Origin of the sequence: Jeongeupia naejangsanensis, from assembly GCF_016865585.1 — a bacterium.
Taxonomy (GTDB): domain Bacteria; phylum Pseudomonadota; class Gammaproteobacteria; order Burkholderiales; family Chitinibacteraceae; genus Jeongeupia; species Jeongeupia naejangsanensis.
Genome location: NZ_JAESND010000001.1, coordinates 101546 through 127940, shown reverse-complemented (window position 1 = coordinate 127940; position 26395 = coordinate 101546). Strand labels below are relative to the sequence as shown.

General features: G+C 61.7%; 21 protein-coding genes and 1 tRNA gene. 9 read left to right on the top strand and 13 right to left on the bottom strand.

What is annotated here, in order from left to right; genetic code table 11:
• The first annotated feature begins 15 nt into the window (after window positions 1-15).
• The 3 genes from mnmC to JMJ54_RS00615 all read left to right on the top strand — a co-directional run bounded on the left by mnmC (window position 16) and on the right by JMJ54_RS00615 (window position 2755).
• Window positions 16-1950: a bifunctional tRNA (5-methylaminomethyl-2-thiouridine)(34)-methyltransferase MnmC2/FAD-dependent 5-carboxymethylaminomethyl-2-thiouridine(34) oxidoreductase MnmC1 gene (mnmC, locus tag JMJ54_RS00625; RefSeq protein ID WP_203536017.1), complete on the top strand. Its 1935-nt coding sequence runs from the start codon at window positions 16-18 to the stop codon at window positions 1948-1950.
• 159 nt (window positions 1951-2109) lie between these two features.
• Complete coding sequence (locus JMJ54_RS00620) at window positions 2110-2403, top strand: DUF2917 domain-containing protein (RefSeq protein ID WP_203536016.1); 294 nt, start codon at window positions 2110-2112, stop codon at window positions 2401-2403.
• Between the two features lie 73 nt (window positions 2404-2476).
• Window positions 2477-2755, top strand: coding sequence for a hypothetical protein (locus JMJ54_RS00615; RefSeq protein ID WP_203536015.1), 279 nt, complete (start codon window positions 2477-2479; stop codon window positions 2753-2755).
• Here the strand turns inward: JMJ54_RS00615 and JMJ54_RS00610 are convergent.
• From JMJ54_RS00610 to JMJ54_RS00585, 6 genes are all read right to left on the bottom strand, one after another.
• Window positions 2749-4230, bottom strand: coding sequence for an aminotransferase-like domain-containing protein (locus tag JMJ54_RS00610; RefSeq protein ID WP_203536014.1), 1482 nt, complete (start codon window positions 4228-4230; stop codon window positions 2749-2751). The genes JMJ54_RS00615 and JMJ54_RS00610 overlap by 7 nt on opposite strands.
• Window positions 4231-4334: 104 nt before the next feature.
• A complete protein-coding gene (gene ftsB / locus JMJ54_RS00605) occupies window positions 4335-4658 on the bottom strand; it encodes a cell division protein FtsB (RefSeq protein ID WP_203536013.1) in 324 nt (107 codons plus the stop codon).
• Window positions 4659-4756: 98 nt separating this feature from the next.
• Window positions 4757-6052, bottom strand: coding sequence for a phosphopyruvate hydratase (gene eno, locus JMJ54_RS00600; protein ID WP_203536012.1), 1296 nt, complete (start codon window positions 6050-6052; stop codon window positions 4757-4759).
• A 67-nt stretch (window positions 6053-6119) separates the two neighbouring features.
• The gene (kdsA, locus tag JMJ54_RS00595) at window positions 6120-6971 is read right to left on the bottom strand and encodes a 3-deoxy-8-phosphooctulonate synthase (RefSeq protein ID WP_203536011.1); all 852 of its coding nucleotides are present in this window, start codon (window positions 6969-6971) and stop codon (window positions 6120-6122) included.
• 78 nt (window positions 6972-7049) lie between these two features.
• The gene (gene pyrG / locus JMJ54_RS00590) at window positions 7050-8702 is read right to left on the bottom strand and encodes a CTP synthase (protein WP_203536010.1); all 1653 of its coding nucleotides are present in this window, start codon (window positions 8700-8702) and stop codon (window positions 7050-7052) included.
• 106 nt (window positions 8703-8808) lie between these two features.
• On the bottom strand, window positions 8809-9690 hold the full coding sequence (locus JMJ54_RS00585) for an SDR family NAD(P)-dependent oxidoreductase (RefSeq protein ID WP_203536854.1): 882 nt from the start codon (window positions 9688-9690) through the stop codon (window positions 8809-8811).
• 150 nt (window positions 9691-9840) lie between these two features.
• Between JMJ54_RS00585 and phbB the strand changes: the two genes are divergently transcribed.
• Window positions 9841-10575, top strand: a complete 735-nt coding sequence (gene phbB, locus JMJ54_RS00580; protein WP_238999816.1) for an acetoacetyl-CoA reductase — start codon at window positions 9841-9843, stop codon at window positions 10573-10575.
• A 48-nt stretch (window positions 10576-10623) separates the two neighbouring features.
• On the opposite strand, the gene JMJ54_RS00575 is transcribed toward phbB, so the two are convergent.
• The 4 genes from JMJ54_RS00575 to JMJ54_RS00560 all read right to left on the bottom strand — a co-directional run bounded on the left by JMJ54_RS00575 (window position 10624) and on the right by JMJ54_RS00560 (window position 17049).
• Window positions 10624-12018 (bottom strand): efflux transporter outer membrane subunit, encoded by a 1395-nt coding sequence (locus JMJ54_RS00575; protein WP_203536009.1) that lies wholly within the window; start codon window positions 12016-12018, stop codon window positions 10624-10626.
• A 10-nt stretch (window positions 12019-12028) separates the two neighbouring features.
• Complete coding sequence (locus JMJ54_RS00570; protein WP_203536008.1) at window positions 12029-15166, bottom strand: efflux RND transporter permease subunit; 3138 nt, start codon at window positions 15164-15166, stop codon at window positions 12029-12031.
• 9 nt (window positions 15167-15175) lie between these two features.
• Window positions 15176-16369 (bottom strand): efflux RND transporter periplasmic adaptor subunit, encoded by a 1194-nt coding sequence (locus tag JMJ54_RS00565; RefSeq protein WP_238999815.1) that lies wholly within the window; start codon window positions 16367-16369, stop codon window positions 15176-15178.
• An 89-nt stretch (window positions 16370-16458) separates the two neighbouring features.
• Window positions 16459-17049: a TetR/AcrR family transcriptional regulator gene (locus JMJ54_RS00560; protein WP_203536007.1), complete on the bottom strand. Its 591-nt coding sequence runs from the start codon at window positions 17047-17049 to the stop codon at window positions 16459-16461.
• 321 nt (window positions 17050-17370) lie between these two features.
• On the opposite strand from JMJ54_RS00560, the gene JMJ54_RS00555 reads away from it, so the two are divergent.
• Genes JMJ54_RS00555 through JMJ54_RS00545 form a run of 3 tightly spaced genes read left to right on the top strand, consistent with a single transcriptional unit; the run spans window position 17371 to window position 23083 of the window.
• Complete coding sequence (locus JMJ54_RS00555) at window positions 17371-18534, top strand: efflux RND transporter periplasmic adaptor subunit (RefSeq protein ID WP_308437946.1); 1164 nt, start codon at window positions 17371-17373, stop codon at window positions 18532-18534.
• A gap of 9 nt (window positions 18535-18543) precedes the next feature.
• A complete protein-coding gene (locus JMJ54_RS00550; protein WP_203536006.1) occupies window positions 18544-21678 on the top strand; it encodes an efflux RND transporter permease subunit in 3135 nt (1044 codons plus the stop codon).
• Window positions 21671-23083: an efflux transporter outer membrane subunit gene (locus JMJ54_RS00545; protein WP_203536005.1), complete on the top strand. Its 1413-nt coding sequence runs from the start codon at window positions 21671-21673 to the stop codon at window positions 23081-23083. The genes JMJ54_RS00550 and JMJ54_RS00545 overlap by 8 nt, the downstream gene beginning before the upstream one ends.
• Window positions 23084-23126: 43 nt before the next feature.
• On the opposite strand, the gene JMJ54_RS00540 is transcribed toward JMJ54_RS00545, so the two are convergent.
• Window positions 23127-24725, bottom strand: a complete 1599-nt coding sequence (locus JMJ54_RS00540) for an isovaleryl-CoA dehydrogenase (RefSeq protein WP_203536004.1) — start codon at window positions 24723-24725, stop codon at window positions 23127-23129.
• 109 nt (window positions 24726-24834) lie between these two features.
• Between JMJ54_RS00540 and JMJ54_RS00535 the strand changes: the two genes are divergently transcribed.
• A tRNA-Gly gene (locus JMJ54_RS00535) sits at window positions 24835-24908 on the top strand.
• 15 nt (window positions 24909-24923) lie between these two features.
• Here the strand turns inward: JMJ54_RS00535 and JMJ54_RS00530 are convergent.
• On the bottom strand, window positions 24924-25316 hold the full coding sequence (locus JMJ54_RS00530; protein WP_203536003.1) for a hypothetical protein: 393 nt from the start codon (window positions 25314-25316) through the stop codon (window positions 24924-24926).
• A 105-nt stretch (window positions 25317-25421) separates the two neighbouring features.
• On the opposite strand from JMJ54_RS00530, the gene JMJ54_RS00525 reads away from it, so the two are divergent.
• Entirely contained in the window at window positions 25422-25718 is a 297-nt protein-coding gene (locus tag JMJ54_RS00525; protein WP_203536002.1) for a hypothetical protein, read from the top strand.
• Window positions 25719-25747: 29 nt separating this feature from the next.
• Here the strand turns inward: JMJ54_RS00525 and JMJ54_RS00520 are convergent, their stop codons facing one another.
• Window positions 25748-26299, bottom strand: a complete 552-nt coding sequence (locus JMJ54_RS00520; RefSeq protein WP_203536001.1) for a glycoside hydrolase family 108 protein — start codon at window positions 26297-26299, stop codon at window positions 25748-25750.
• Window positions 26300-26395 lie beyond the last annotated feature (96 nt).

Sequence of the window (26395 nt, the reverse complement as noted above, 5' to 3'; positions counted from 1 at the left end):
GCCCGGAAAGCACCCTTGGCACGCCCCACCCTCATCGTTCCCGCCCGACTCGCGTTCAACGAACACGGCATACCGTATTCGGCCACCTTCGACGATGCATACCACTCACCCGATGGCGGCATCGGCCAGGCCGAACACGTTTTTCTGCGCGGCAACGACCTGCCGGACCGCTGGCGGGGGCGCGACGTGTTCACCATCGTCGAAACCGGCTTCGGACAGGGGCTGAGTTTTCTGGTGACTTGGGCCGCCTGGCGAGCCGATCCCGATGCCTGCAAACGGCTGCACTTCGTCTCGGTCGAGCTCCACCCGTTCAGCCGCGACGACCTGACCACGCTGCTGGCGCGTTATCCGCAGTACGCCACGCTCGCTGCCGAATTGCTGGCGCAATGGCCGGCGCTCACACCGGGGTTTCACCGGCTCTGGCTTGATGACGGGCGCGTCACGCTGACGCTGATGTTCGGCGACGTACTCGACGTACTGCCGCAACTGGACGCGCGCGCCGACGCGATCTATCTCGACGGTTTTTCACCTTCGAAAAATCCCGATCTGTGGACGCCAACGGTATTCAAACAGCTTTGGCGGCTGTGTCATGCCGATACCACGCTGGCGACCTACACCGCTGCGGGCGCAGTCCGGCGTGCATTGAACGACGCAGGCTTCGCCGTCGAAAAAGCCAAAGGATATGGCAGCAAATGGCAGATGCTGCGCGGCAGGCTGGCGCGGGCACCGCGCACGCCTGCGCCATCCGGCAAGGCAAAGCACGCGATGGTCATCGGCGCCGGACTGGCCGGCTGTGCCGTGGCCGAACGGCTGGCCGCGCGCGGCTGGCGCATCGATATCGTCGACACGGCAGTCGAGCCGGCAACGCAGTCGTCGGGCAATCTGGCCGGGCTGATGCACGCCTATGTCTCGCAGGATGACAACCTGCTCGCACGGCTGAGCCGCGCCGGCAATGCCGCAACGCTCGCCCTGCTGCGCCAGTTGGCGGACGCCGGCCTGAGCGTGCCGCACAAGGTCGGCGGCATCCTTCAGGTCGCCCGCAACGCGGAACAGGAAGCACTACAGCGGCAGATCGCAGACAGTGGCAACTGGCCTGGTCTGGCCTTCCTGCCTCCGGACGAGGCCGAACAGCGCCTCGGCCACCGGCCACTGCGCGGGGGCTGGTGGTTCGAGCAAGGCGCATGGATCAATCCGCCGGGCTATTGCCGCGCGCTGCTGGCACGGCATGGCGATCGCGTCCGTTTTCGCGGCAACACCACCGTGGCGACACTGGAAGTCGACGAGACCGGCATCTGGCGTGCATTCGATGGCGAAAAACGCCTCGTAGCGGAAGCCCCGATCGTGATCCTTGCCAACGCCAGCGCGGCAAGGGCACTCGCGCCCGCCGCCGATTTGCCACTCTGGAGTGTCGCAAGGGTTGCCAGTCATCTCCCCGCATCGGCGATCGGCCTGAATGCGGCCGGCATCGCCGGTGCGGGCTACCTGACCGGCGAACTGGACGGAGAACGGATCATCGGCGCAGCCGCATTCAACGGCGATCTGGCCGCCGCCGAAGCTGAAAACCGCAATGCACTTGCCGCATTGTTGCCTGAGCTAGCGCTGCCACCTGATACGGCACTAAGGAACCGGGTTTGCCAGCGACCGACCTCACCCGATCGTCTACCGCTGGTGGGCGAATTGGCACAGCCGTGGCACGACGCCTACCCGCGCTGCCATCAACTGGCACAGATTCCGCGCCAGACGGGCTTGTACGGCGCCCTAGCACTCGGCGCGCGCGGGCTGTCATGGTCGGCGCTCATCGGCGAAATCCTGGCGTGCCAGCTCAACGGCGAGCCCGCGCCGGTCGAAATCGCACTGCTTCGCGCCATCGACCCGGCACGCTTTCTGTTGCGCGCCCTGCGGCGTGGCGAGGCATATCAGCCCACCCTTGGTGGCGATGACGACGAATGAATCGCCGCAGCCGGGCATGCGGTACAGATCGCCATTGTCATGAGCAGTACAATCAGCACACAGTAAGGCACTGAAGTGTTGGCGGGCGGGACAGTTGCATCTACTGTCCCCAACCCCTCAGCCGTAGCATCGTCCCATAAGCCCTGACAGGAGACGACGATGCAATCCCTCACACTCACGTCCAACCGCCTGCTGCGGATCACGCTCGAACCGGGGCGGCAGCTGCGATGCGCGCACGGCTGTCTCTGGCTAACGTTCAACGGAGAGGATGTCATTCTTCGGACCGGAGAATACTGGACTGCGCCGGGGCACGGCTTGGCACTGTTCGAAGCCTACGGCGGCACTGCGCAGTTACACCTCGATCCGCAGCTAATCAAGTACCATCGCCCGTTTCGGGCGACGGCAGCCCAACCGACATTCGGCGGCCTCGGCATACTGAAGCGCGCGCTGTAAGAATCTAGAGTGGAACCATGGCAGTCAAAAGAAGGCCGGCACGTCATGCCGGCGGACTGCAAGGAGGCCCGCCATGGTCCGCACCACCCTCCTCGCCACGCTGACCCTTGCCCTCTGGGTGTACAGCACCCCGGCGCTCGCCGGTCTGGTCGAAAACATCAGCATGCTGCGTATGGCGCTGGACTCGGTCTGTGGCCAGCGCGTCGATGTCATCTGGGTTGACGAAACCCACACCAACCAACCCTGCCTGATGTCTTACTCGCCGTTCTGCGACGAGGTCCAGCTCAACGGGCCGACCAGCTGCATGGTGGTCATGCACATCGGCGACGACAGCGCCGATAGCAGTTACTGAACCACCACCATATTGCAGGGCACCGGATGGATCAAGCCCTGACACAGTTCGCCCAGGCGCTGGATCGCCCGTTCGTGGCGGGTCGTCCACGGCTCGACGCAGCAGATGCGCAAGCAGTTCCGGTAGCTGTGACTCGGCGAGAACAGCTCGCCCGGCGCAAAGTTGATGCCTTCTGCCAGTGACAGACGCAGCAGCTCGCGCGTGTCCACGCACTCGGGCAACTCGACCCACAGCACATAACCGCCCTGCGGCACATTGAGCCGGGCGTCCTTCGGAAAGTACCGTCGAATCGCCGACACCGCCCCGTCAACCTGTTCGGCCACCGCCCGCCGCAGCCGCCGCAAATGATGATCGTAGCCACCGTTCTCGAGAAAACGGGAGATGGTCTGCTGCAGCGCCAGCGGCGTCGAATACGTGTTGATGAACTTGAGCTTCTCCAGCTCGCGACGCCAGCGCCCGGCCACCACCCAGCCCACGCGCATCCCGGGCGCCAGCGCCTTGGTGAACGAGGAACACAGCATGACGTTGCCGTCACGATCGAAGGCCTTGGCCGGCCTCGGCCGACTGCCGTGATGGAAGAACTCGCCGTACAGGTCATCCTCGATCAACGGAATATTCCGGATCGAGAGCATTTCAACCAGCCGCTTCTTGTTTTCATCCGGCATGACACTGCCAAGCGGATTGGAGAAGTTCGGGATCAGCAGGCAGGCCTTGACCCGACCATCGCGCGTCGCCAGTTCCAGCGCTTCGATCGAGATGCCTGTCTGCGGATGGGTCGGGATTTCCAGCGCCTTGAGCTTGAAACTCTCGAGTATCTGCAGCAAGCCGAAATACGCCGGCGATTCGATCGCGACCACGTCGCCGGGTTCGGTCACGGCACGCAGGCAAAGGTTGATCGCCTCGAGACAGCCGTGCGTGATCAGCACGTCATCGGCCTCGAACTGTCCGCCCCACGCCAGCGAGCGACGGGCAATATGGCGGCGCAGCTCGATATCCCCGGCCGGCTTGCCGTAATCGGCCAGCGTGCGCGGCTGGTAACGTGTCGTTTGCGCGAGCAGCCGCTGCAACTGTTGCGTCGGATAGAGTTCAGGGGAAAGGATCGCAAGGCCGAAATCAACGCGAATCGACTGGCTCTCGTTGACCTGATACGGCCAGAGCACAGGCGCCGTCACCACCTCGCGCGGCTCGGCCGGCGGCTGGGTCAGCGCCGGCGCCGAAAGCGCGGCGTGCAGGGTTCGGACGTAAAAGCCGCTTTGTGGCCTGGCTTCGATTAGCCCGCGCGCTTCAAGCTCGCGGTACGCCTCCATGACTGTCGACAAACTGATTTGCCTTTGTGCTGACAGGCGTCGAATCGACGGCAGGCGCTCACCGGTCTTCAACACCCCTGCTGCGATAGCCTGCGCCATCTCCTCCGCGAGCTGGAAGTACAGGGTATCGGCCTTGCGCTTTGAAGCTGGAGAAACGGGCGTCGCCATGGTGCACCTCATCGTCGATGAGATACCAATATACAGTTACACCATAACAGTTGTGAATTTTTGTTTATACAAACAAGAAAGGAGCACAATTTGAGCGCAATGGCTCAGGGCGCCGAAGCAATGGTACTGGCAATCACGGGACTGCTGGCCGGCTTGCGGCGATCCAGCACCTGGAAGAACACCTCGTCCTGCCGGATCATGCCCAGCTCGTTGCGGGCACGTTCTTCAATCGCATCAGTACCGGATTTGAGGTCGGCGACTTCGGCATCGAGCGCGGCGTTACGCTCTTTCAGCCGTTCGTTTTGCGCACGCTTGGCGACCAGCTCGTTGTCGAGCTGCCAGACGCGCAGCCAGCTCCCCTTGCCGACCCAGAGTGGCCATTGCAACAGGGCGATCAACAGGGCAAGAGTGATGGCAAGCAGGCGCATGGATGAGTGCGAAAACCGGTCTGGAACAAAAGAAAAACCGGGGCCGAACCCCGGTTTTCCATCTTACTACATGTTTGCGGCGTACACCGGCTCGCTGATTACTTCTTGAGCTGGTAGAACGCACCACGGCCCGGATAGAACGCAGCATCACCGAGCTCTTCTTCGATACGGAGGAGCTGGTTGTACTTGGCGATACGGTCCGAACGCGACAGCGAGCCGGTCTTGATTTGCATGCAGTTGGTTGCCACGGCCAGATCGGCAATGGTGCTGTCTTCGGTTTCGCCCGAGCGGTGCGACATGACCGAGGTGTAGCCGTTGCGCTTGGCCAGGTCGACGGCAGCCAGCGTTTCCGACAGCGAACCGATCTGGTTGACCTTGATCAGGATCGAGTTGCAGATGCCCTTGGCGATGCCTTCGGCCAAGATCTTGGTGTTGGTGACGAACAGGTCGTCGCCGACGAGCTGGACGCGGTCGCCCAGACGGTCGGTCAGTACCTTCCAGCCGTCCCAGTCACGCTCGCCCATGCCGTCCTCGATCGAGATGATCGGGTACTTGTTGACGAGGCTTTCGAGGTAGTCGACCTGCTGCTCGCTGGTCAGCTCGCGCTTGTCGCTCTTCTTGTACACGTACTTGCCGGTCGCCTTGTCGAAGAATTCCGACGCAGCGCAGTCCAGCGCGATCGCGATGTCTTCGCCTGGCTTGTAGCCGGCCTTGTGGATGGCGGCCAGGATCAGGTCCAGCGCTTCTTCAGCATTGGCCACGTCCGGCGCGAAACCGCCTTCGTCGCCGACCTGGGTCGGCAGATGCTTGTCGTGCAGGATCTTCTTCAGGTTGTGGAAGATCTCGGCGCCGTAGCGCAGCGCCTCACGGAAAGTCGGCGCGCCAACCGGAACGATCATCAGCTCCTGGAAGTCGAGGCTGTTCGAAGCGTGCTCGCCACCGTTGACGACGTTCATCATCGGCACCGGCAGGCTCATCGGACCCGAGCCACCGATGTAGCGGTACAGCGGCAGGCCCGATTCTTCGGCAGCTGCCTTGGCCACGGCCATCGACACGGCGAGGATGGCGTTGGCGCCCAGCTTGCTCTTGTCTTCGGTGCCATCAAGCTCAAGCATGGTCTTGTCGATGAACGCCTGATCGGCAGCATCCAGACCGATGATGGCCTCAACGATTTCGGTGTTGATGTTTTCAACGGCCTTGAGCACGCCCTTGCCGAGGTAGCGATACTTGTCGTTGTCGCGCAGTTCGAGCGCTTCGCGCTCGCCGGTCGATGCGCCGGACGGCACAGCGGCACGGCCCATCACACCGGATTCGAGCAGAACGTCTGCTTCGACGGTCGGGTTGCCGCGGGAGTCGAGAATCTCGCGGGCGATCACTTCAACGATTGCGCTCATTGATGCTTTCCTATGTTGACGATGATGTTTGTAGAACACGAACCGGGGCCATGCTGCCCGCCCCGGGTTACAGCGTTTGTTCAGCCAGTGAGTTTGCCTTGACCGTGGCGTCGATTGCCTTGAGCACGGTCAGCAACTCCTTCATTCGCGGCAGCGGCCAGGCGTTCGGGCCATCGGACATCGCGCAAGCCGGATCGGGGTGCGTCTCGGCAAACAGCCCGGCAACACCGACGGCCATTGCGGCGCGCGCCAGCACAGGCACGAATTCGCGCTGCCCACCGGATTTGTCCCCCTGACCGCCGGGAAGTTGCACCGAGTGCGTCGCATCGAATACTACCGGCGCACCGGTTTCCCGCATGATCGCCAGCGAGCGCATGTCCGAAACCAGATTGTTGTAGCCGAAGCTCGCGCCCCGTTCGCACGCCATGAACACATCATCCGGCAAGCCGGCGTCGCGTGCGGCCTCGCGGGCCTTGTCGATGACATTCTTCATGTCACCTGGCGCGAGGAACTGGCCTTTCTTGATATTCACCGGCCGACCCGACTGGGCACAGGCACGAATGAAGTCGGTCTGGCGGCACAGGAAGGCAGGCGTTTGCAGCACGTCAACCACGGCCGACACCGGCTTGATCTGATCGATCTCGTGGATGTCGGTCAGCACCGGCACGCCGATCTGCTCCTTGACCTTGGCAAGGATCTTCAAGCCCTCGTCCATGCCGAAGCCGCGGAACGACTTGCCGCTGGAGCGATTGGCCTTGTCGAAGCTCGACTTGAAAATGAACGGAATACCCAGCTCGGTGGTGATTTCCTTGAGCTGGCCGGCCACATCGATCGAGAACTGCTCGCCCTCGATGACGCACGGCCCGGCAATCAGGAAAAACGGCTTGTCGAGGCCGACATCGAATCCGCAAAGCTTCATGAGTCTTGTCTCCCGACGAGGCGCGAATGCCTCGTCCAAACGTATGACGGGCCACCCGTGACGGGCGGCCCGAACCGATCAGCAGCTCAGGCCTTCGCGACCTTGTGCCTTGGCGTAATCGATCGCCGCCTCGATATAGGACTTGAACAGCGGATGACCATCGCGCGGCGTCGAGGTGAACTCCGGATGGAACTGGCAAGCGAAGAACCAGCGGTGCCCCGCCAGCTCGATCGTCTCGACCAGCTGTTCAGCGCCGGTCGACTTGCCGCTGATCATCAGGCCAGCCGCTTCAAGGCGCGGCAGGTAGTGGTTGTTCACTTCGTAACGATGGCGATGACGCTCGGTGATCATATCCGCGCCATAGATGTTTGCAGCATGGCTACCCGATGCCAGCTTGCATTCCTGCGCACCGAGACGCATCGTGCCGCCCATGTTCGAGTTTTCGTCACGCGTTTCGATCTTGCCGTCGTGGTTGACCCACTCGTCGATCAGCGCCACGACCGGGAATTCGGTTTCGAGGTCGAATTCGGTCGAATTGGCGCCCGTCATGCCCGCCACATCGCGTGCGTATTCGATCAGCGCAATCTGCATACCGAGACAGATGCCGAGGTAAGGAATATTGTTCTCGCGAGCATACTTGACCGCAACAATCTTGCCCTCGACACCGCGCTTGCCGAAGCCGCCCGGCACGAGGATCGCATCGACCGACTTGAGGCAGCCCGGACCTTCGGTTTCGAGCGACTCGGAGTCGACGAAGTGTATCTTCACTTCGCTTTCGGTGTGGATGCCGGCATGCTTCAGCGCTTCGATCAGCGACTTGTACGACTCGGTCAGGTCGACGTACTTGCCGACCATGGCGATGTTGACGGTCTGCTTCGGATTCTGGATCGCACCGACGATACGGTCCCACATCGACAGGTCAGCCTTCGGCAGGTCCAGCTGCAGCTGCTTGCAGATGATGTCGTCGATGCCTTGGCTCGAAAGCACGCGCGGAATCTGGTAAATCGAGTCCATGTCGGGGCACGACACCACGGCCTTTTCGGACACGTTGGTGAACAGCGCGATCTTCTTGCGCTCGTCGTCCGGCACGGCACGGTCGGCACGACAGATCAGCACGTCCGGCTGAATGCCGATTTCGCGCAGTTCCTTGACGCTGTGCTGGGTCGGCTTGGTCTTGATCTCGCCGGCGGCCGCGATGTACGGCACGTAGGAGAGATGAACGAAGCAGACGTTTTCGCGCCCGAGCACGACGCCCATCTGACGGATGGCCTCAAGGAAAGGCAACGATTCGATATCGCCGACCGTCCCGCCGATTTCGATCACGGCCAGATCGACGCCCGCAGTGCCTTCGCCGATAAAGAGCCGGATTTCGTCGGTGATGTGCGGGATCACCTGAACGGTCTTGCCCAGGTAATCGCCGCGACGTTCCTTCTTGATCACCGACTCGTAGATCTGGCCGGTGGTGAAGTTGTTGCTCTTCTTCATCTTCGAATGGATGAAGCGCTCGTAGTGACCCAGATCGAGGTCGGTCTCCGCACCGTCTTCGGTTACGAAGACTTCACCGTGCTGCATCGGGCTCATGGTGCCCGGGTCGACGTTGATGTAGGGATCGAGCTTCATCATGGTGACCTTGAGGCCACGCGACTCGAGGATGGCCGCAAGTGACGCGGCGGCGATGCCCTTCCCGAGAGAAGAAACAACGCCGCCGGTTACGAAGATGTACTTGGTCATGGCGAATGCAACAGATTGGAATCCCGTATTTTAGCCGAACACCCGTCCCCCCTCAATTCTGGACAAGGACGACGGAATGTGACTCAAGCCGGTTTGCATGACGGTTTTACTTGCGGCCGTACACATGGCCGGGCTCATCGCCGCTGGCGCGCAAAAGTACCAAATCGAGCAAGCGGGTCGGAAGCAGATGCTTGAGCCACCAGAATAGGTGCGTCGGCACGGTCACGCGGTAGCGTGCAGCCGGACGGTCGGCATCAAGCGCCGCGATCACTGCAGCCAACACAGCCTCGGGCGGCAACGTAAACGGTGCAGCCGGCCCCGGCTTGGCCAGCCGCTCGCGCATCGCCCTGTAGGCGGGTTGATGCACGCTGGACGCATCATCAATCCAGCGATCGAACTGTAGCTGCGCATTGGCACGGAACCGGCTGGTAATCGGACCGGGCTCGATCAGCGCGGCATGAATGTCCGAGCCTTCCAGCTCCAGCCGGAGGGTATCCACCAGCCCCTCGAGCGCAAACTTGCTGGCGTTGTAGGCACCACGGTACGGCATTGCCGCAAACCCGAGCACCGAACTGTTGAACAGGATTCGCCCGCGCCCCTGCCGGCGCATCACAGGCAGCACCGCATTGGTCAGTGCAAGACTGCCGAACACATTGGTTTCGAACTGGAAACGCATGGCCTCGCGCCCCAGATCCTCGACCGCCCCCGGCACACCGAAGCCCGCATTGTTGAACAACGCATCCAGCCGCCCCCCGGTCTGGGTCAACACCTTATCGACGCACTGCCGGATCGAGGTATCGTCGGAGACATCGAGCTGCAGGGCATTCAACCCCTCCGCACTCAGGCTGGCGACATCATCGGCCTGACGTGCGGTAGCAAACACCCGCCACCCCCGCGCAGCCAGACCATGGGCAACGCTGTGACCTATACCTGTAGAACAACCACTGATGAGGATCGATCGTGGTGATTGCGTGATGCTTGAAGACATTCCGGTGATTTCCAGTTTTGAGCAAGTGTTGCGGTCACGCACAAACATTACAACTTACTTATTTACATCCGCAGAATGTAAATAGTAAGATTTCTTTGCCTGAAAGCAGGCGAGAACGACAACATCTACAAAAGAGAAGGACAGCAAATCATGGCAAAGATCGCATTGGTTACGGGCGGCATGGGCGGCATTGGTTCTGCTATCTGCAAACGACTTGCGGATGACGGTTTTACCGTCGTCACCACCTACTCGCGCCCCGGCAAGGAGGAGAGCTGGCTCGCCGACATGAAAGAGCTCGGTTACAACTTCCACGCCTACCAGTGTGACGTGACCGATTATGATGCTTGCGTCGCGCTTGCGGCAAAGGTGACAACCGACGTCGGCGCCGTCGACGTCCTCGTCAACAACGCAGGCATCACCCGCGACGCCACCTTCAAGAAGCTCGACAAGGTGAGCTGGGACGCTGTGATCAAGACCAACCTCGACTCGATCTTCAATGTCTGCAAGCAGTTCGTCGACGGCATGGCTGATCGCGGCTGGGGTCGCGTGATCAATATTTCGTCGATCAATGGCCAGAAAGGCCAGTTCGGCCAGACCAACTACTCCGCCGCCAAGGCCGGCATGCACGGTTTCAGCATGGCGCTGGCACAGGAAGTAGCCCGCAAGGGTGTGACGGTCAACACGATTTCCCCGGGCTACATCGCCACCGACATGGTCATGGCCGTACCGGAAGACGTGCGCAACAAGATCATCGCCCACATCCCGGTCAACCGCCTCGGCAAGCCGGAAGAAATCGCCGGCCTGATCGGCTACCTGGCTTCGGACGTATCCGGCTTCATGACCGGTGCCAACCTCGCCATCAACGGTGGCCAGCACATGGGCTGATTCAGCCTCTTGCAAAAGAAAACGCCAGGATACTCTCCTGGCGTTTTTTCATTCCCCACCCAGTGCCTTGTACGCCTGAGCAGCAACGGTCAACCGCGCCCGCCTCGCCTCGATCAGCGTTTGCTGCGAGGTAAAGTAATCGCGCTGTGCGATCAGGAACTCCAGGTAGTTGGTCAGGCCGTCCTTGTAGCGGCGCTCTGCCAGATCCATCCGCGCCGACTGGCTGCGAATCAGCCGCTGCTGCGCCTCGAGCTGCGCGGCCAGCCACTGCTGGTCGGACAGCACGTCGGCGACTTCCCTGAACGCCACCTGAACCGTTTTCTCGTATGACGCAACCGCGCCGACCTTGCGCGCCTCGGCCAGATCCAGCCCGGACTGCGTGCGTCCGCCGTCAAAAATCGGCATCGAGACGGTCGGCAGGAAGCTCCACGCGCCGCTGCCGCTCTTGAACAGGTCGCCAAGTTCCGCGCTGGCAGAGCCTGCCGACCCCATCAGCGTCACTTTGGGGAAGAATGCCGCGCGCGCAGCGCCGATATTGGCATTGGCGGCAACCAGCTGCTGCTCGGCCTGTTCGACGTCCGGCCGCCCCAGAAGAACCTCAGAGGAAAGGCCGGCAGGAATGGCGAGGGGCAGCGGCCGCTTCTCCAGCAGCGTGGCATCACCCGAGATCAATTCATCGTCAGCGACAACGCGTCCGATCAGGACACTCAGCGCATGGCGGGCATTGTCTTTTTGCTTGGCCAGTTGCGCCGAAATGGTCTGCGCCGCTTCGAGAGCAGTTTGCGCCTCGAGCAACTCGAGCCGCCCAGCCACACCGACATCCAGCCTGCGCTGGACCAGCCGCAAGGTTTCTGCACGCGCGACCTCGGTCTTGCGCGAGAAAGCCAGCTGTTCTGACAATGCCTGCGCTGCGTAGTAGCCGCTAACGACATCGGCAATCAGGCCGGAGCGGAAACTCTTTTGTGCCGCTTCGCTGGCAAAGTAGTTGGCTTGCGCCGCTTCACTCAGCCGGCGAACGCGCCCCCAGAAGTCCAGTTCGTAGGACAGCAGGCCGAGATTCGCATCGTAGCGGTGATTGATCGCCTCGCTGCCGGTACTGCTCAGCGACCCCGGCACGCGGCTGGCGGCGGCGGCACCGTTGGCATTGAACGTCGGCAACTGGTCGGCGCGCTGGATACCGTACAGCGCCCTTGCCTCTTCGACCCGGGCGACGGCAACGCGCAGGTCACGGTTGTTCGCGAGCGCATCGCGGATCAGCGGCGTCAGCGCGGGATCGGTAAAGTAGTTTTCCCACTTGATTGCCGGCAAACTTGCCGACTGTGACGTGGCATCGACCTGCCCGATCTGCTTGGGCATGTCGAGCGCCGGACGCTGGTAATCCGGGCCCATGGCGCAACCGCCCAGCAAGGCCAGCACGGCGAGCGAAATCATGGTTGTTTTCATCGTGCGCTCCTTAGCGGTGATCGTCACTGGCGGCTTCGGTCAGGGCTTTGTGCGCCTTGTCCGGAAACAGCCTGCGTGTCACGACGAAGAACACCGGCACCAGGAAGACCGCCAGCACCGTCGCGGCAATCATCCCGCCCATGACCCCGGTACCGATCGCGTGCCGGCTGGCCGCACCGCCCCCCGAACTGATCACCAGCGGCAAGACACCGGCAATGAAGGCAATCGAGGTCATCAGGATCGGCCGGAACCGCAACCGGCAGGCCTCCAGCGTGGCTTCGGTCAAGTCCATGCCGTGACGTTGCAGATCCTTGGCGAATTCGATGATCAGGATCGCGTTTTTCGACGACAGGCCGATGATCGCAATCAGGCCCACCTTGAAATAGACGTCGTTCGGCAAGCCGCGCATCGTCATGGCCAGCACGGCACCGAAGATCCCCAGCGGCACCACCAGCAACACGGCGAACGGAATCGACCAGCTCTCGTACAGCGCGGCAAGACACAGAAAGACGACCAGCACCGACAGACCGAACAGGAAAGGTGCCTGCGAGCCCGACAAGCGTTCTTCGTACGACGTGCCTGACCACTCGAAGCCGATACCCTGTGGCAGCTTGGCCGCCATTTCCTCCATCGCGCTCATTGCGTCCCCCGAACTCTTGCCCGGCGCCGGACCGCCGCTGATCTTGTACGACGGCAGGCCGTTGTACCGGTCGAGCTTCGGCGCCCCCACCACCCAGGTGGCCGTGGCGATTTCGGACAGCGGCACCAAGCCGCCCTGACGGTTGCGCAACTGCAGACCGAGGATGCCGTCCGGCGACGAACGTGATTGCGCATCGGCCTGGATCAGCACGCGCAGGATGCGGCCTTCACGGACGAAGTCATTGGCATAGGCCGATCCGAGTGCGATCGACAGCGTGTCGTTGAGGTCGGAGAGCGGAATGCCAAGCTGGCTGGCACGAACCCGATCGACATCAAGATAAAGCTGCGCGCCCGGCTCCTGCCCTTCGGGGCGAACACCGGCCAGCGCCGGATTCTGCCCCGCCATGCCAAGCAGCATGTTGCGCGCCTCAAGCAGCTTCTCGCGACCGACACCAGCCCGGTCCTGCAGCCGGAAGTCGAAACCGCCGACCGACGCCAGCTCGGGAATCGGCGGCACATTGATCGCAAACACGAAGGCCTGCTTGATCCGGAACAGCATCATGTTCGCGTTCTGCACCAGACTGGTGACGCCGTCTTCCTTCTTCGGACGGTTCTTCCAGTCCTTCAGCGTCACGAAGGCCAGCGCCGCATTCTGGCCACGACCGAAGAAGCTGAAGCCGACCACGCCGATCACCTTGTCGACGGCTGGCTGCTTCATGTAGTACTGCTCGACCTCGTTCATCACCACCAGCGTGCGCTCACGCGTCGCACCGGCCGGCAGCTGCACCAGACTGACGAAATAACCCTGATCCTCGTCCGGCAGGAACGACGTCGGCAGCCGGCTCATGAGCCAGCCGGTCGCCGCGAGTACCAGCGCGAAGAACAGCAGCGCCAGCCCGGAGCGGCGCAGGATGCGCGTCACCCAGCCGACATAACCGACGGTGGTGTTGTGGAACTTGCGGTTGAACCAGCCGAAGAAGCCGGTCTGCGCATGCAGTTCACCCTTGTGGATCGGCTTGAGCAACGTCGCGCACAAGGCCGGCGTGAGCGTCAGCGCCAGCAGCGCCGAGAAGCCCATCGTCAGTACCAGCGTCACCGAAAACTGCCGGTAGATCGCGCCGACCGAGCCGGTAAAGAACGCCATCGGTACGAACACTGCCGAAAGCACCAGCGTGATCGCGACGATCGCGCCGACAATCTGCCCCATCGCCTTCTGCGTGGCCTCGCGCGGCGCCAGCCCTTCCTCGGCCATGATCCGCTCGACGTTCTCGACGACGACGATTGCGTCGTCGACGAGGATGCCGATCGCCAGCACCATCGCGAACAGCGTCAGCACGTTGATCGAATAGCCGAGCAGATATAGCCCGACAAGCGAACCGGTCAGCGCGATCGGCACGACGATAGTCGGAATCAAGGTCGCGCGCAGGTTGCCGAGGAACAGATACATCACCAGAAACACCAGCACGATCGCCTCGGCCAGTGTTTTCAGCACTTCCTTGATCGAGATGTCAACGAACTTCGAGGTGTCGTACGGAATGTCCCACGCCACGCCCTGCGGGAAATAGCGCGACAGATCATTCATCTTCTCGCGCACGAGCCGGGCCGTTTCGACCGCATTGCCGTCCGGCGACAGCTTCACACCGATCGCGGCAGTCTGCTTGCCGTTCAACCGCGCAACAACGGAGTAGTCCTGCGCGCCCAGCTCGACCTTGGCGACATCCTTCAGCCTTACCTGCGCCCCATTCCCGCCATCGCGCAGCACGATATTGCCGAACTGCTCGGGCGTCACGAAGCGCCCTTGCGTGACGACGGTGGCGTTGATTTCCTGCCCCGGTGCCGCCGGCAGCTGGCCGAGTTCACCGGTCGCCACCTGCACGTTCTGCGCCCGCACCGCCGCCAGCGCTTCGGCTGGCGTCATCTTGTAGCCGGCCAGCCGCTGCGGATCGAGCCAGACCCGCATCGCATACTCGGTACCGAACAGCGTCGCCTCGCCGACCCCCTTGACGCGACGGATGCTGTCCAGCACCGACGAGCTGGCGTAGCTGCCCAGCGCAACGTTGTCGCGCGAGCCATCCGGCGAGTACAGCGTCATGAACAGCAGATAGTTGCGCCGTGATTTGGCCACCTGCACGCCCTGCTGGCGCACTTCGGCCGGTAGACGCGCTTCGACGCGCTTGATGCGGTTCTGTGCTTCGACCGATGCAATGTCGATGTCGGTTCCCGACGCAAACGTCAGCGTGATCGTGGCCGAACCGTTGCTGTCACTGGCCGAGTCGAAATACAGCAGGTTTTCGAGACCGTTCATTTCCTGCTCGATCAGCGCGGTGACCGTTTCCTCGACAAGCTTGGCGCTGGCGCCGGGATAGGTCGCGGAGATCGTCAGGCCAGGCGGCGCGACTTCCGGGTACTGCGACACCGGCAGCCCGCGCAAGGCGAGCAGGCCGGCCAGAATGATGATCAGTGCAATCACCCAGGCGAATACCGGGCGGTCGATGAAGAAGCGTGACATGGTCGCCCCTTACTTTTTGGCCACGGCAGCACTGGCTACCGCCGGCTGACTACCGCCCTGCGGGGCGACCTGGCTGGCGCCAAACGGCACCGGCTTCACCGGCGCCCCCGGGCGAACCTTCTGGATGCCCTCGACGACAACCGTTTCGCCGCCCTTGAGACCTTCGCCGATCAGCCAGTCCGCACCGGAGAACCCGGCCGTTTTGACCGGCTGCATGGCCACCTTGCCGTCCTTGTCGACGACATAGACAAACTGCCCCTGCGGCGAGCTTTGTACAGCGCGCTGCGGCACACGTACGGCACCACTCAGCCGGCCCTGCGCCGCGCGTGCGGTCACGTAGACGCCGGGCATCAGCAGCCGGTCCGGGTTCGGGAACTGCGCACGAACGACGATGGTGCCGGTCGCCGGGTCCACGGTCTGCTCCGAGAACAGCAGTTTGCCGGCATGCGGGTACACGCTGCCGTCGGGCAGGATGATTTCGACCGGCAAGCCGTCGGCAGCACCGAGCTTGCCGGACTTCAGTTGCTGACGCAGACGCAGCAGGTCATTGGCCGATTGATTGAAGTCCACGTAAATGGGGTCGAGTTGCTCGATCGTCGCCAGGTGCGTCGCCTCGCCCTTGCCTACCAGCGCCCCTTCGGAGACCAGTGCCCGACCAATCCGGCCGGAAATCGGCGCAGCCACAGCCGTGTGTTCAAGGTCGATCTGCGCACGATCGAGTGCAGCGGCAGCGGCCATTGCCTGCGCCTCGGCCTGCTTCAATGTCGATTGGGCCTGGTCGAACTCCTGCTGGGAGACACCCTGATCACCCACCAGCTGGCTGTAGCGCTTGACTGTCGCCCTTGCGATCTCGGCGCTCGCCTGCGTTCGCGCAAGTTCGGCCCGTGCCGACGCCAAGTTCGCCTTCATCGTACGAGGATCGATCTGGAACAGCGGCTGCCCGGCGCGCACCTCTCCGCCTTCGGTATACAGCCGCTTTTGCAGGATGCCGTCGACCTGAGCGCGAACTTCCGCAGTCCGGAACGCCGTCGCCTGCCCCGGAAACTCGCGCGTTACCGCACTATCCCCCCGGGTTACCGTCACCACGGCTACTTCCGCGGGCGGCGGCCCTCCCGCGCCCTGTTTTGTTGCGTCATCCTGCTTGCCGCAGGCAGTCAAACCAAGTGCCAGCACGGCGCACAGCACGGCTAGTCGTTGCTGCATGGGAGGTATCCTTGTGGTCACAGCTGATTGATTCTGGTTCTTATTGGGTAGCAACGGCATTGCGCTCCAACAGCATTTCAATGCCAACGTCATTCGATGCGGTAAGCCCGTAAAAACACTTCGATGCGCCGACGCAACAGTTGCAGCTGCGCCTCTGCTTCGGCCAAAGGCATGCAAAACAGCAGGCGCTGGCGATCGTGACTGACAATCACGTCAAGAAAAATATCCGCAGCGAGTTTCGGATCATCCTCACGCAGCTCGCCGTTCGTCATGGCCTTGGCCAACACTGCGGCCAACTGCTGCGCCGTTGCTTCGACGCCGTTGGCATAAACCTGCCCAGCCAACTCGGGAAAACGCGAAGCCTCATGCGTCAGCAGACGGTGCAGGTTGATTGAGGTCGGCGTCAGCAAATTGGCCTGCAGGCCCAGTGCAAAATGCAGCAACCGCTCGGCCAATGCGCCCTCGCAGGTCACCAGCCGCTCGCGGTGCGCGGCGCAGCCTTCCTGCAGGACAGCCGAAAACAGCACCGATTTCGAAGTGAAGTGGTTGTAGATCGTCTGCCTGGCAACGCCGGCGCGCTGCGCCACACGATCCACGCTGGCCCGATAGCCGCACTCCCTGAACACCTCAAGCGCGGCAGTCACAATACGCTGCCGACAATCTGACGCCTTTTCTTCCATCTCTGACACTTGAATTTCGGCCCACTCTGGATTGGACAGTCCAGTCTAAATTCTGTCGGCATACTCGTAAATATCTACACGCGTATTTTTGGACTGGACTGGTATAGGATTCGCCCCTCGATTCGTTGCATAAAGCACCAACACAACGTCATCAGGCATGCCCAGCTGATATCGTCATAAACTTGATTCAACCTTGGGTACACTGGTTGATTAAGACGACCAACAGAAGCGCGTCAGCCTGACCTGCCACGTACAAACATAATCAGTTGTCACTCACAAAAGGCGCTCGACGCGCCACCCAATCCGCACCAGGAGATCCACGTGCCTAGCAGCCGCAGACTTAAAGCGATTCCCGCCCTCATCGCAGCCACCCTCATCATTGGCCTTGCTGGTTGCGAACAGAAAGAAACGCCCAAGCCGCCGCCGCCGCAGGTAGGCATCATCACGATCAAGAAGCAGACCGTCCCGTACACGTATGAAGCCGTGGGTCAAACGGCCGGCTACCGTGAAATCGACGTGCGCGCGCGGATCGAGGGCATCCTGCTCAAGCGGGTTTACACCGAAGGCAAACCGGTCAAGGAAGGCCAGACACTGTTCCAGATCGACCCGGCGCCGTTCAAGGCTGCGCTCGATCAGGCACTTGGTGTACAGGCCCAGGCGAAGGCCTCGCTGAACAAGGCGACGGCCGACCGCGACCGCATTGCACCGCTGTTCAAGGAAAACGCCGTTTCGAAGAAAGACTTCGACGACGCCAACGCAGAGTACGACGCGGCCGTCGCCAATCTGGCCTCGGCCACCGCCAAGGTCGACGAAGCACGCATCAATCTCGGCTACACCAATGTCGTCGCGCCGATTTCCGGCATGGCCAGCAAGATCAACTTCTCCGAAGGCAGCCTGGTGTCGCCGAGCGCCAACGGTGGTCTGCTGACCACCATCGTCCAGCTCGATCCAATGTACGCCAACTTCTCGTTCTCCGAAGCCGAAAAGCTCGCATTCCAGAAAGGCTCGGAATCCGGCCGGCTGATCCTGCCCGAACACTCGCGCTACAAGGTATCGCTGCGGCTGGCCGACGGCACGATCTTCAAACACGACGGCGTCATCGACTTCTCCGACAGCAAGGTCGATCCGAGCACCGGCACCATCAAGGTTCGTGCGGTCATCCCGAACCCGGAAGGCGATCTCCTGCCGGGCCAGTTCGTCCGCGTCGTCCTTGACGGCGCCAAGCTCAACAACGCCGTACTGATCCCGCAACGCTCGGTCATCCAGTTCCAGGCAGACAAAGCCGTACTGGTGCTGAACGACAAAAACGTCGTCGAGCCGCGCGTCGTGCAGCTCGGTCAGGAACGCGGCAACGACTTCATCGTCATCTCGGGCCTGAAGGATGGCGACCGCGTGATCGTCGACGGCGTACTCAAGGCGCGTCCGGGTCAGCCGGTGAATCCGGTGCAGGCAGGCGCAAGCGCGCCGGCTGCGGCCGCGAAGTAAGGAGCCGGCATGTTCTCCAAATTCTTTATTGAACGGCCGATCTTTGCCAGCGTCATTTCGATCATCATCACCCTCGCGGGTCTGGTGTCGATGAAGTCGCTGCCGATCGAGCAGTATCCGAACATCGTCCCGCCGGTCGTTTCGGTGACGACCTCGTACCCGGGTGCTTCGCCGCAAGTCATTTCCGAAACCGTCGCCGCGCCGATCGAGCAGGAGGTCAACGGCGTCGAAGACATGATCTACATGCAATCGGCGGCCGCATCCAACGGTGCGATGAACCTCAACGTCTACTTCAACATCGGCACCGACCCCGACCAGGCGACGATCAACGTCAACAACCGGGTTCAGGCCGCGCTGGCACAGTTGCCGGACACGGTGAAGAAGCAAGGCGTGACGGTTCAGAAGAAGTCGACGTCGATTCTGGCCTTCGTGACGCTCGACTCGCCGGACGGCAGCCTCGATTCGCTATTCCTCTCCAACTACGCCGATCTCAACGTTGTTGATGCGCTGAAGCGCCTCAAGGGCGTGGGCGACACCAGCGTGATCGGCACCGGCGAGTACGCCATGCGCGTCTGGCTGCGTCCGGACAAACTGGCCCAGCTCGGCCTGAGCACGAGCGATGTCGTCAACGCCATCAACGAGCAAAACCAGCAGTTCGCTGCCGGTAAAGTCGGCGCTGCGCCGTCCAAGGAGCCGCTCGAGTTCACCTACACGGCCAACGCCAAAGGCCGGCTGGAAAGCGTGGAAGAATTCGGCAACATCATCCTGCGCTCGAACTCGGACGGTTCGCAGACCAAGCTCAAGGACGTTGCCCGCATCCAGCTTGGCGCGGACAGCTATGACGTTGTCGCCAAGCACAACGGCAAGGACACCGTCGGTATCGCCGTCTACCTGCAGCCGGGCGCCAACGCGCTCCAGGTGCTGGATGAAGTACGCACCACGATGGAAAGCATGAAGGGACGCTTCCCGAAGGGCATGGAATACAACATTCCGTATGACACGACCAAATTCGTCAAAATCTCGATCGAAGAAGTCGTCCATACGCTGTTCGAAGCCATCATTCTGGTATTCATCGTCGTCTACATCTTCCTGCAGAACGCCCGCGCAACCCTGATTCCTTGCCTGGCCGTCCCGGTGTCACTGATCGGCACGTTTGCGGGGATGTACGTCCTCGGGTTCTCGATCAACCTGCTGACCCTGTTCGGCATGGTGCTGGCGATCGGTATCGTCGTTGACGATGCGATCGTCGTGCTCGAAAACGTCGAACGGATCATGACGACCGAGAAAAAGTCGCCGAAGGAAGCCGCGATCAAGGCCATGGAGGAAGTCTCCGGCCCGGTCGTTGCCATCGTGCTGGTGCTGTGCTCGGTGTTCCTGCCGGTCGCCTTCATGGGCGGCATGACGGGGCAGATGTACAAGCAGTTCGCCGTCACCATTGCCGTTTCGGTCGTCATTTCGGGTCTGGTCGCACTGACGCTGACGCCGGCACTCTGCGCCCTCATCCTCAAGCCGACCCACTCGGAACCGAACCGTTTCTTCCGCTGGTTCAACCGCAGCTTCGACAAGATGACCAACGGCTATGTCGCCGGCGTGTCGTTCCTGAACCGTCGCGTACTGGTTGCCTTCACGCTGTTTGGCACGATGATCGTACTGCTGGTAGTGCTGTTCTACCGCGTACCGGGCGGTCTCGTCCCCGACGAGGACCAGGGCTACCTGATGGTGGTCCCGGTCATGCCGGACGCAGCCTCGCTGAACCGGACCCAGACCGTGACGCATACGCTGGACGCGGGCTTCGTCAAGAACAAGGATATCGATCAGGTCCTGACCTTCTCGGGCTTTGACCTGCTGTCGAGTACCTACCGCTCGAACGCTGCAGCAACCTTCCTGACCCTCAAGGACTGGAAGGAACGCGAAGGCGCAGGCCAGGATTCGTTCTCGCTGGCCAAGCAAGTGATGGGGTTTGGCGCCAAGGCGGTCAAGGATGGCGTGGTACTGTCGTTCAATCCGCCGCCCATTACCGGCATGTCGACGACCGGCGGTCTTGAAGCCTATATCCAGAGCCGTGGCACCACCGATCCGAAGCAGATCGAAGCGGCGATCCAGTCGTTCCTTGAAGCGGCCAAGGCCCGTCCGGAACTCTCCAGCGCGACGACGACCTATCGCGCCAACGTCCCGCAAGTGTTCTTCGACCTCGACCGCGAAAAAGCCAAAACACTCGGCGTCCCGGTGGATCAGGTCTTCCAGACGCTGTCGGCAACGTTCGGTTCGCTCTACGTCAACGACTTCAACAAGTTCGGCCGGACCTACAAGGTACAGCTGCAATCGGAAGCTGATTTCCGTTCGCGTACCAGCGACATCCGCAACGTGTTCGTTCGTTCGGCCAGCGGCCAGATGATCCCGCTCGACTCGCTGGTCACCGTCAAGCGCGTGACCGGACCGGAGCTGGTGGAACGCTTCAACGTGTTCGCGGCTGGCAAGGTCATGCTGCAACCTGCTCCGGGTTACTCGACCGGTCAGGCCATCAAGGCGGCCGAGGAAATCGCGAACCAGGATCTGGGTTCGGACTTCACGCTGGCCTGGATGGGTAGCGCGTACCAGCAAAAGCTCGCGGGCAGCACGTCGACCCAGGCCTTCGTGTTCGGGATCATCATGGTGTTCCTGATTCTGGCCGCGCAGTACGAACGCTGGACGCTGCCGATCGCCGTCGTGACCGCGGTGCCGTTCGGCCTGTTCGGCGCGCTGCTGGCAGTCTGGCTGCGCAACCTGAACAACGACGTCTACTTCCAGATCGGTCTGGTCACGCTGATCGGTCTCGCGGCGAAAAATGCGATCCTGATCGTTGAGTTCGCGGTCGAGAAACACCATGAAGGGATGTCCCTGCTCGATTCGGCACTCGAAGCGGCACGACTGCGCTTCCGCCCGATCGTCATGACCTCGCTGGCCTTCATTCTCGGTTGCGTCCCGCTCGTCACCTCAAGCGGTGCCGGCGCGGCCAGCCGTCATTCGATCGGCACAGGCGTGATCGGCGGCATGCTTGCCGCAACCTGCCTTGCCATCTTCTTCGTTCCGCTCTTCTTCCGATTGATCATGGGCCTGGGCCAGAAGAAAGAAGCCACCAAGCCATCGGGAGACACCCATGCCTAAGTTGAAAGTCCTTTCCGTAGCGTGCTCGCTTGCCCTGCTGTCCGGTTGCGCGCTCTTCCAGCCGGACACCCAGGCACCGCAAATGCCCCTGCCTGCGGTATCGCAAACGCAAGCCGAGTGGATCAGCGACAGCTGGTGGAAGCAGTTCGATGACCCGACCCTCGATCAGCTGATCGAAGCGGCCCACACCAACAACCAGAATCTGGCGTTTGCTTCGGCGCGCGTCGATCAGGCCCGTGCAGTGCTCGGTATCAATTCTGCAGCGCAACTGCCCCGCGTCGACCTCGGCGCGGGCGGCAGCCGCCAGAAGGCATCCGAAAAAGGCATATCGCCGGCACTCGGTACCTACAACGAGTACCAGGTGGCCGGTTCGGCCAGCTGGGAAATCGACCTGTGGGGCAAGCTCGCCAACCTGACCGAAGCGGCGCGGCGGGACTATCTCAGCGCCACTTACAACCGTGACGGCGTCGAACTGTCGCTGTACGCCGAAGTCGCGCAGACTTACTTCAATCTGCGGGCGCTGGATGCACAGCTGCGTATCGCCAACGACACGGTGAAGTCGCGTGAGGAAACGTACGCGCTACAAACCAAACGCTTCAAGGGCGGGCTGATCTCCGAACTGGACGTTCGCCAGGCCGAGTCGGAGCTCGACATCGCCCGTGCTGCCGTTCCGGACCTCGTCAGCTCGGTAGCCAGAACCGAGGGTGCGCTGGGCGTACTGGTCGGCGCAGATCCGAAGACCATCATCGAATCCACGCCGGCACGCGGCAAACCGATCGAGCAGCTCGATCGTGCGCCAAGCATTCCTGCGGACTTGCCGTCGGACCTGCTGCTGCGCCGTCCGGACATCCAGTCGGCGGAAGCCACGCTGATCGGCACCCGGGCTCGGGTTGAAGCTGCACGCGCCGCCTACTTCCCGACCATCTCGCTGACCGGGCTGTTTGGCGTGCAGAGTCTGGCTTTTGGCAGCCTGTTCACCGGCGCAGCCAAAACCTGGTCGTTCGCTGGCAACCTTGCCATGCCGCTGTTTGACGGCGGCCTGACCGCGGCACAGGTCGATCAGGCTCGCGCGGTCGAAAAGCAGGCGCTGGCGAACTACCGCCTGACCGTTCAACAGGCCTTTGCCGATGTGCGTGGTGCGCTGGTGTCGAACAGCGAATCCACGAAGAAGACCAAGGCCCAGTCCGACCGCGTCGTGGCGCTGCAGCGGCAATACAAGCTGGCCAACCTGCGTTATGACAATGGCTACTCCAGCTATCTGGAAGTGCTGGATGCCGAGCGCAGCCTGTTCGACGCCCGGCTCTCGCTGGTCGACGCACAACTGGCCGAAGCCACCAGCAGGGTTGCGCTGTACAAGGCTGTAGGCGGAGGCTGGCGACTGCCAGATTCGCAAGCCAAGTCGTAAAGTCACAGCACTCATGTTCGGGCCCGGTTTATCCGGGCCCTTTTCATTCCGGCCATGCATGCAGCAGCACGGCCGACGCATCCTTGCCTGACCAGGCCGCACCAAAAACCCCGCCAGCGCCACCCGAGGAAAGTTGTCCTTGAACAAACGCACTTGCCACATCCGGATTGGCATACTGCAGTAGCAACGCCGCCTGCATCAGTTGGGCGAGGCAGCCGGTTAGCTGGCGTGCCGTCGCTTCACAGGCATGCCGCAAATATTTTGGCAGCGAATCAAGCATCACGTCATAGGTCTGCTCTTGCCCCCGCACCTTGGCCAGCTCGGCCAGCAGCATCTCAACGGCTTCGGGCTGGCGCTGCAAGGTACGCAGCACGTCCAGACACATCACGTTTCCGGCCCCTTCCCAGATCGAGTTCACCGGTGCTTCGCGGTATGCACGGGCTAGACGGAACCCCTCGCAGTAGCCATTGCCACCCAGCACCTCCATGGCCTCGGCAATCAGCATCTCGGTGCGCTTGCAGATCCAGAACTTGGCGACCGGGGTCAGCAGCCGGTACAGCAAGGACTCCTCCGTCGTCTGCCCGTCCGATGCATGCGCCAGTCGCATTGCCAGCCACATCGACGCCTCCGATTCGACCGCCATATCGGCCAAAACAGCCTGCATCAGGGACGCATCGACCAGCCTCCCACCAAACGCGTGCCGATGCCGTGCACTGTGAATGGCTTCCATCAGCGCCATGCGCATCAAACCCGCCGACGCCAGTGCGCAATCAAGCCGGGTGCGGGCCGCAACCATCAGCAGCGTGGCAATTCCGCGTCCTGACTCGCCTACCGGGTAAGCCAGCGCGCCGTCAAACTCAACCTCGGCACTGGCATTGGAACAGTTGCCCAGTTTGTCCTTCAAGCGCAGATAACGGATTGCGTTGGGGCGATCATCATCCAAGCATCTCGGCATGAAATAGCAACCCAGCCCCGCCGGCCCCTGCGCCAGCACCAGATGCGCATCCGCTTGTGGCGCCGAAAAGAACCATTTGTGCCCATAAAGCCGGACGGACTCGCCCTCCGGTTCCGCGCGCGTTTCATTGCGCCGCAGGTCCGATCCCCCCTGCTTCTCCGTCATGCCCATACCGACCAAAACGCCGCGCTTGGTGGAACCGTGCAAAGGGCGCGGATCGTAACAACTCGACAACAGGGGCACATGCCACTGACGTAACGTCGGCTGCTGCAACAACAAGGGAATGGCGGCGTGGGTCATCGTTACGGGACACAAGCTGCCGGCTTCAAGCTGGGCTTGCAAATAGAAGCCGGCAGCCCGGGCCACAGCAGCGCCCGGACGCGGCGCAGCCCAAGGCGCGTTATGCAATCTGGCGGCCACCGCGTTGCCGAGCAATGCATGCCAAGCGGGGTCAAACACAATTTCGTCGACCCGTTGGCCGATCCGGTCATACTGAAACAGCTGTGGGGAATTCAGATTGGCGATTTCGGCAGCATCCAGCCACGCCTCGGCATACAGCATGCGCCCCCGCTGATGCAGTGACCGACCCACCCACGACGCAGCAAATGCGTGCACGGCCATTTGCAACGCGGCGTCACCGCCATACACGTCAACTTCCACCAGCCGTGGTACCAGATTGCCCGGCATCCTGTCCGCCTATTCCCAACTATCCTCGACCCAAGGCAAGGGCCGGCTCGCCACCTCCCGGCCATACCGATTGCCCGGTTGCCCGCATTCGGCTAAAATGCGCAGCTCTGCGGGCGTCGTCTAATGGTAAGACACTAGCTTCCCAAGCTCGGAACACGGGTTCGATTCCCGTCGCCCGCTCCAGCACTCTCAATAAAATCAGTCACTTACGTTTTTCGGGTGACTATTTTTTTGACCATTTTCCGGCCTTTCCAGCATCAAAATGCCAGCTTTTTGCCAGCATTTTTCGTCCCGTCTGGAACCACCCCAAGCAAGCATCCGGTCCGCTACAACCCGCGCCATACATGGGTTTACCGCCTGTAACCGCCGCCCTGCGGAATTACTGCGCTTGCCGGAACTGGCAAAGTCCCTTCGCCATGACACCCTGCCTACGTTGAGATTAGAACAATCCTCCGTTTGCGCATGCAGCAGTTCGGCCAGAAGGTCATGCCAGCTGAGTAAATTCCCATGAATGGCAATACGCACAGGATTGTCTATTTTTCCGTAGCGATGTAAGTTTTTGTTGTAAGCTGGGAAATGGGAACCGTTCATTGCCGGGTGGAAAACGTTTCATGTCACCCCGGTACTTGTAATTCCTTATTCAAATGCCATATTCCGTTGCTATGTTGAAATTAATCCTTACTCCTAGAAGCCGCAATGGCCAGCCAATACGCTAAGCACCCGAAACAAACCCGATCCGACCCTGCAGCTCGTGCAGCGCTGGAAGCACTCTTCTCCGGCAGCAGCCCTGCGCCGACGTCCGATCACACGCCTGCACTGGAAGGCCAGAACCTGATCGCCCACAAGCAGAACGAAGAAGCGGCCGTCACCGCCAAGCTCGACCGCCTCAAGCGCAAACGTGAAGCACAGGCCGATATCCGCAAGGCGATCGAGTCGGCAGGATTCTCGGTCGACGAGATGCGCCAATTGCTGGGTGAATCAACCAGCGAGTAGTCTTGGCGCTCGTGCCTCAGCACGGACGTTCACCCCTCCCTGTGCACGGCATCCTGCTGCGCGTACTGCAGGTTCTGCACCACCCGCCTCGACCAGCCCTTGCCGTTGTCCGGCCAGCCGGTGCAGTCAGTGAAATACCGCTCTCGCTGAGCCAAGAACAGGATCGCTACGTCGTAGGGATTCATGGCCTTGGTCGCGTCGAGCGTCTGCGAGCCGATGATGCCGTCGTCGTCGGTGCCGACCGCGCGCTGCAGCAGCTTGATTGCTGTCGCAGGGCCGTGATTCACGCCGGCATCGAACAGCTGGTAAGCCAGCACCAGCGGGAAGTAGACGCAGCCGGACTGTACCCAGTACGACTGCCAGTAGATCGCTGCGGCGGTGGTCAGCGGCAGGTCGTGCATGTCGCCGCAGTAGCCATGGTCGCGTGCGGTCGTTTCGGTGATGCCGTAGCGGGTCGGGCCGCCGGCCGGATCGTCCCAGTAGTCGCCCTCGAGGCCGATGGTGCGCTGGAAGGCGACTGCGAAGTTGAGCATCTGCCCGGCGAGGTTGGTGCGGTGACTCAGAATCTGTTCGGTTTGCATGGGTGTTCCTGCGGTTATCCGCTATGTTGCAGTTGTAGGTTTCCCAACCGTCAGGGCGTCGGCGCGGCGACGTTAAGCAGCCCGTATGAGCTTTCT

What these genes read in the sequence shown, in the direction of transcription:
- JMJ54_RS00610 (WP_203536014.1), bottom strand. Translation starts at nt 4,230, where the DNA reads ATGGCGACGCCCGTTTCTCCAGCTTCAAAGCGCAAGGCCGATACCCTG.
- JMJ54_RS00530 (WP_203536003.1), bottom strand. Translation starts at nt 25,316, where the DNA reads ATGAACGGTTCCCATTTCCCAGCTTACAACAAAAACTTACATCGCTAC.
- eno (WP_203536012.1), bottom strand. Translation starts at nt 6,052, where the DNA reads ATGAGCGCAATCGTTGAAGTGATCGCCCGCGAGATTCTCGACTCCCGC.
- JMJ54_RS00615 (WP_203536015.1), top strand. Translation starts at nt 2,477, where the DNA reads ATGGTCCGCACCACCCTCCTCGCCACGCTGACCCTTGCCCTCTGGGTG.
- JMJ54_RS00585 (WP_203536854.1), bottom strand. Translation starts at nt 9,690, where the DNA reads ATGTCTTCAAGCATCACGCAATCACCACGATCGATCCTCATCAGTGGT.
- kdsA (WP_203536011.1), bottom strand. Translation starts at nt 6,971, where the DNA reads ATGAAGCTTTGCGGATTCGATGTCGGCCTCGACAAGCCGTTTTTCCTG.
- pyrG (WP_203536010.1), bottom strand. Translation starts at nt 8,702, where the DNA reads ATGACCAAGTACATCTTCGTAACCGGCGGCGTTGTTTCTTCTCTCGGG.
- JMJ54_RS00570 (WP_203536008.1), bottom strand. Translation starts at nt 15,166, where the DNA reads ATGTCACGCTTCTTCATCGACCGCCCGGTATTCGCCTGGGTGATTGCA.
- JMJ54_RS00565 (WP_238999815.1), bottom strand. Translation starts at nt 16,369, where the DNA reads ATGCAGCAACGACTAGCCGTGCTGTGCGCCGTGCTGGCACTTGGTTTG.
- phbB (WP_238999816.1), top strand. Translation starts at nt 9,841, where the DNA reads ATGGCAAAGATCGCATTGGTTACGGGCGGCATGGGCGGCATTGGTTCT.
- JMJ54_RS00540 (WP_203536004.1), bottom strand. Translation starts at nt 24,725, where the DNA reads ATGCCGGGCAATCTGGTACCACGGCTGGTGGAAGTTGACGTGTATGGC.
- JMJ54_RS00520 (WP_203536001.1), bottom strand. Translation starts at nt 26,299, where the DNA reads ATGCAAACCGAACAGATTCTGAGTCACCGCACCAACCTCGCCGGGCAG.
- JMJ54_RS00545 (WP_203536005.1), top strand. Translation starts at nt 21,671, where the DNA reads ATGCCTAAGTTGAAAGTCCTTTCCGTAGCGTGCTCGCTTGCCCTGCTG.
- JMJ54_RS00575 (WP_203536009.1), bottom strand. Translation starts at nt 12,018, where the DNA reads ATGAAAACAACCATGATTTCGCTCGCCGTGCTGGCCTTGCTGGGCGGT.
- JMJ54_RS00560 (WP_203536007.1), bottom strand. Translation starts at nt 17,049, where the DNA reads ATGGAAGAAAAGGCGTCAGATTGTCGGCAGCGTATTGTGACTGCCGCG.
- ftsB (WP_203536013.1), bottom strand. Translation starts at nt 4,658, where the DNA reads ATGCGCCTGCTTGCCATCACTCTTGCCCTGTTGATCGCCCTGTTGCAA.
- JMJ54_RS00620 (WP_203536016.1), top strand. Translation starts at nt 2,110, where the DNA reads ATGCAATCCCTCACACTCACGTCCAACCGCCTGCTGCGGATCACGCTC.
- JMJ54_RS00525 (WP_203536002.1), top strand. Translation starts at nt 25,422, where the DNA reads ATGGCCAGCCAATACGCTAAGCACCCGAAACAAACCCGATCCGACCCT.
- JMJ54_RS00550 (WP_203536006.1), top strand. Translation starts at nt 18,544, where the DNA reads ATGTTCTCCAAATTCTTTATTGAACGGCCGATCTTTGCCAGCGTCATT.